The organism is Streptomyces hainanensis, assembly GCF_004348415.1.
Classification (GTDB): Bacteria; Actinomycetota; Actinomycetes; order Streptomycetales; family Streptomycetaceae; genus Streptomyces; species Streptomyces hainanensis.
Map to the genome: position 1 here is coordinate 1 of NZ_SMKI01000553.1, position 4,650 is coordinate 4,650.

Below are 4,650 nucleotides of genomic sequence, written 5' to 3' on the forward strand. Positions count from 1 at the left end.
AGACCCGCCTCCACAGCCGGGAGTCCCGCCCCCAGGCCCATCGGCCCGGGTGGTACGCCCCCGGGCCCCTGCTCCAGGTGGTCACCGACTAGGCCCTGTCCGGGCGCCGCCCGCCTGAGCTTGCCGTGCCCGGCCTCGTCGCCGGCGGTGGGCCGCGAGGCCGTCGTCGCCTACAACGCCAGGGACAACAGCGTCGGCGCCGCCTGGCGGTTGAGGGCCTCGGCCGCGCCGCGGAGTCGGTGCGCCTCGCCGACCGGGAGGGACAGGGCCAGGCAGCCGACGGCGGCGCCCGCCGTGAGCGGAACGGCCGCGCAGATCGTGCCGACCGCGTACTCCTGGATGTCCAGGATCGGCATCGTGGCCGGCTGCCGGTCCAACGCGCTGAGCAGGGTGCGCTGGTCGGTGATGGTGCGCGAGGTGAGCCGCGCCGCCCGGTGGCGCGAGAGGTGGTCCTGCCGCCCGTCGTGGTCGAGTTGGCTCAGCAGGCACTTGCCGATCGCGGTGGCGTGCGCCGCCGAGCGGAAGTCGACCCACTCGTTGACCACCGGCAGTTGCGGCGTCTCCGAGACCTGGGCCACCTCCAACTCGCCGTCCGTGTAACGCGCCAGATAGACCGCCGCGCCCACCGCGTCCCGCAACGCGTCCAACGCCTGTTGCAGACGCTCGCGCCGCACCAGCTGCCGGTCGGGGCCGGCGGTCAGCGCGAGCAGCGCGTCGCCGACGACGAACGTGCCGTCCGGCAGCTGCCGCAGGTAGCCCTGCCGCACCAGACCGGGAAGCAGACCCGCCGACTGACCGGACGGCAGGCCGGCACGCTGCGACAGCCGCTCCTCCGTGAGGCCGTCGGGGTGGTCGGCCACCGTCTCGAGCAGACGCAGCGCGTACCGCACCGCATGGGTGGGCACGGTGCGCCCGGACGTGATCGCCACATCGGCCTCCTGCCGGTCCTCCCCGTATTCGCTCGTACAAGCGTAGCGACGAACGGGCCATCAGTTGCGCCCAATGACACCGTTCGTCGCTACGTGTGCCGGATCGGTGGCTCAGCGGCCAGCGGCGTTTACAATACGGTGCTCAGGAACTCGCGGGTGCGGTCGTGTTCCGGGTCGCTGAACATCTTGTCCGGCGATCCCGACTCCACGATCCGCCCCTGGTCGAACATCAACACGGCGTCCGAGATGTCCCGGGCGAAGTTCATCTCGTGGGTCACCACCAGCATGGTGATGTCCGTGGTCGTCGCGATGTCGCGCAGCACGTCCAGCACGCCGGCCACCAGCTCCGGGTCGAGCGCCGACGTCACCTCGTCGAGCAGCAGCACCTGCGGCCGCATCGCCAACGCCCGCGCGATGGCCACCCGTTGCTGCTGGCCGCCGGAGAGCTGGCTCGGGTACTTGTCCAACTGCTCGGTGAGCCCGACGAGTTCGATCAGCTCGCGGCCCCGCTGCTCGGCCTCGTCCTTGTCCAGGCCGAGCACGTGCACGGGCGCCTCGGTGACGTTCCGCAGCACCTTCATGTTGGGGAAGAGGTTGAAGTGCTGGAAGACCATGCCGATCTTCTTCCGCACCTCCCGCACGTGCCGGTCGCCGGCCTTGACCAGCTGGCCGCCGCGCTCCTCGTGGGTGAGGTAGTCGCCGTCGACCCGGATGGTGCCCTCGTCGGGCCGCACCAGGGTCATCAGCAGCCGCAGGATCGTGGTCTTGCCGGATCCGGACGGGCCGATCAGGGTCACGTGCTTGCCGGTGGACACCGAGAAGTCGAGCCGGTCGAGGACGGTGGTCCCGCCGAACCGCTTGGTGACCTTGTCGAAGCGGACCAGCTCCGAGCCGTTGGCCCGGGTGCCGTTGGTTCCGCTGTCGTTGGTCCCGCCGTCGTTGGTCGGGGGGGTCTGCATCGGGGGGTCAGCTGGTGAGGACAAGACGACGCTCCAGGAATCTGATCAGCAGAGAGGCCGGATAGGCGATCACGAGGAAGGCGAGGCCGACTATCGTGTACGCCTCGGTGGTGAAGGTCTCGTTGCTGAAGTTCCGGGCCTCTCCGAACATGTCGAGCGCCCCGATGACGGCGATCATGGGGGAGTCCTTCAGCATCGCGATGACGTAGTTGCCGAGCGCCGGCAGCACCCGACGGATGGCCTGCGGCAGGATCACGGCCAGCCAGGTGCGGCCGCGCGGCAGGCTGAGGGCCGTGGCCGCCTCCCACTGGCCGACGGGGACCCCGTCGATGCCGGCGCGGTAGACCTCGGCGGTGTACGTCGAGTAGTGCAGGCCGAGGCCCACGATCCCGGTGGTGAGCGCCGACATCGACGGCCCCCACTCGGGCAGCACGTAGTACAGGAAGAAGAGCTGCACCAGCAGCGGGGTGTTGCGGACGAACTCGGTGAACGCCGTCACCGGCCACCGCACCCACGCGTAGGGGGAGCGCAGCGCCAGTGCCCAGACGAGGCCGAGCGCGAAGGCCGTCAGGCTGCCGAGGAACAGCGCCCGGAGGGTGATCGCCACCCCCTCCCAGAACACCGGCATGAAGTCGCCGACGACGTCCCAGTTCCAGTCGAGATTCATCGCGTACCCACCGTTCCACCGGCCGGCAGCGCCTCCGCGTCGGGAGCGCCCAGCGTGGGCGCGGGCGGCCTTCGGCGCGCGAACAGGCCGCGCCGCTCGATCGTCTGCCCGACGCTCGCCTTGGCGTGACGTTCCAGCACCCGCATGCCGCGGGTGAGGACGAAGGCCATGGCGAAGTAGAGCACCAGCAGCAGGGTGTAGACCGGCGCGCTCTCGTTGCTGCCGAGCCGCACCAGGTTCCCCGCGAACGCCATGTCGGCGACGGTGATGGTGGACACCAGCGCGGTGCCCTTGAGCAGCTCGATCAGCAGGTTGTTGAACGGCGGCACCATCTCGGGCCAGGCCTGCGGGATCTCGATCCGCCGCAGCCGCTGCACCCGCGTGAAGCCCAACGCGACCCCCGCCTCGCGCTGTGCCACCGGCACGGCCGCCAACGCGCCGCGCACCACCTCGGCGCCGTAGGCGCCGTAGGTGAGCCCGAGCGCGAGCACGCCCGCCCACATCGGGACCAGCTGCCAGCCGAGCATCAGCGGCAGCGCGAACACCAGCCAGAACATCAGGATCAGCGCCGACATGCCACGGAAGATCTCGAAGTAGCAACCCGCGAGAAAGCGGACTATCCAGAGGCGTGAGGTGCGCAGCGTGCCGATGAGAAACGCCACGACAACGCCGAGTGCCGCGCTGAACACGGTGACCTGAATGGTGATCCAGATTCCCGGCAGGAAGTAGTTGGTGAACATTCCCTCCGTCATCATCGGCACAACTCCTCTGCCGTGAGATCGGTCATCTCCGCCTCGGTGAAGCCGAAGGGCGCCACGATCTCGAGTAGCTCTCCGCTCTCCCGGATCGCCAGCAGTTCCTCGTTGAACGCGTCGCGGAAATTCTTCTCGGAGGGGCGGAAGGCGAAGCCGCCGGCGCCGTAGGCCGGCTCGCCGTCCACCATGGGCTGGAACGGCTCGTTGGCCTCGACCCGGCTGTTGCCCTCGACGACTCCCTGGACCGTCACATTGGTTCCGGCGAACGCGTCGGCGCGGCCCTGCACCACCGCGTCGAGCCCGGCCACCTGGTCCGGGAGGATCAGGATGTCGCGGACGCCCGCGGCCTCCGCGTAATCGATCTCGGCGTACGCCTGGCCGGTGGCCAGCACCAGGCCCTGCTCGGCGATGTCGTCGTAGTCGCGCAGCCCCTTCGGGTTGCCCGCGGGCACGATGAACGCGTCGAGCATGACGTAGTCGGGGTCGGAGAACAGGACCTGGGCGCACCGGGTGGGATTGATGTACATCCCGGCGGACACCACGTCGAACTGTTGCGCCTTGAGCCCCGGAATCAGCGCGCTGAATTCCACCGGAACGGGTGTGACATTCTCCACACCGAGCCGTTGGAAGATGACCTTGGCGACCTCCGGCGCCTCGCCGGTGGGCTCGCCCTGGTCGTCGATATAACCGAACGGCGGCTCGCTGGCGATACCGATCTTCACGGAACCGCTGTCGCGCAGCCGGTCCAGCAGATCGCCTCCTTCCACCTTTCCCTGCGCGGCGACCCGTGAGCAGCCGGCGGCGCCCAGCGCCCCGAAAGCCGCCATCCCGGCCAGCAGGGACCTGCGGCTGACGCCTTTCGTCTCCGGATATCTCTGAAATGGTCGTGGAAATTCTCTCGGTGGAGCCATGGCCGCGCGGCTACCCATCATGGGCGGATCCATGCGCACCTATTCGCCGTCGTTATCCGCCCGCCGCTCCATGAGCTCCGCGAGCCGGGCCAGATCCGCCGCCACCGCCGCCGCGTCCCGCTCGAACTCCTCATCGCTCGTCCCGGGCCGCCTGCGCAGCGTGAACACCACCTCGCACGCCTCGTGGCCGTCCCCGATCACCCGCATCGGGTTGTGCACCGTCTCCCCGGACGGCAGCGTCACGTCGTGGTCCACCACGCCGTACTCGTTGTTCGGCGCGAACGTGATCCGCACCCGCCCCATGGGCGAGTCGACGAACCACTCGCCCTCGCCCACCTCCTCGGCCGAGGTGCCGAGACCGTGGGCCCAGCGGGGCAGGTTGACCGGCTGGGAGGCGTAGGCGTACACGTCGCCGGCCGGGCGGGCGAC

Annotated in this window: 6 protein-coding genes; all 6 read right to left on the reverse strand. The window is 69.7% G+C overall.

Features of this window, described 5'->3' with window-relative positions:
- Positions 1–170 precede the first annotated feature (170 nt).
- Positions 171–929 (reverse strand): IclR family transcriptional regulator, encoded by a 759-nt coding sequence (locus E1283_RS32285; RefSeq protein WP_132821715.1) that lies wholly within the window; start codon positions 927–929, stop codon positions 171–173.
- 128 nt (positions 930–1,057) lie between these two features.
- On the reverse strand, positions 1,058–1,888 hold the full coding sequence (gene ehuA / locus E1283_RS32290; RefSeq protein ID WP_132821716.1) for an ectoine/hydroxyectoine ABC transporter ATP-binding protein EhuA: 831 nt from the start codon (positions 1,886–1,888) through the stop codon (positions 1,058–1,060).
- A gap of 7 nt (positions 1,889–1,895) precedes the next feature.
- Entirely contained in the window at positions 1,896–2,555 is a 660-nt protein-coding gene (gene ehuD, locus E1283_RS32295; protein ID WP_132821717.1) for an ectoine/hydroxyectoine ABC transporter permease subunit EhuD, read from the reverse strand.
- Entirely contained in the window at positions 2,552–3,310 is a 759-nt protein-coding gene (gene ehuC / locus E1283_RS32300; RefSeq protein ID WP_132821718.1) for an ectoine/hydroxyectoine ABC transporter permease subunit EhuC, read from the reverse strand. Before ehuC ends, ehuD begins: the two co-directional genes overlap by 4 nt.
- Positions 3,307–4,221 carry an ectoine/hydroxyectoine ABC transporter substrate-binding protein EhuB gene (ehuB, locus tag E1283_RS32305; RefSeq protein ID WP_132821720.1) on the reverse strand — a complete coding sequence of 305 codons (915 nt, stop codon included), beginning with the start codon at positions 4,219–4,221 and terminating at the stop codon, positions 3,307–3,309. The genes ehuC and ehuB overlap by 4 nt, the downstream gene beginning before the upstream one ends.
- Positions 4,222–4,260: 39 nt before the next feature.
- The coding region (locus E1283_RS32310) for an SRPBCC family protein (protein ID WP_132821719.1) at positions 4,261–4,650 on the reverse strand (390 nt) is incomplete at its 5' end.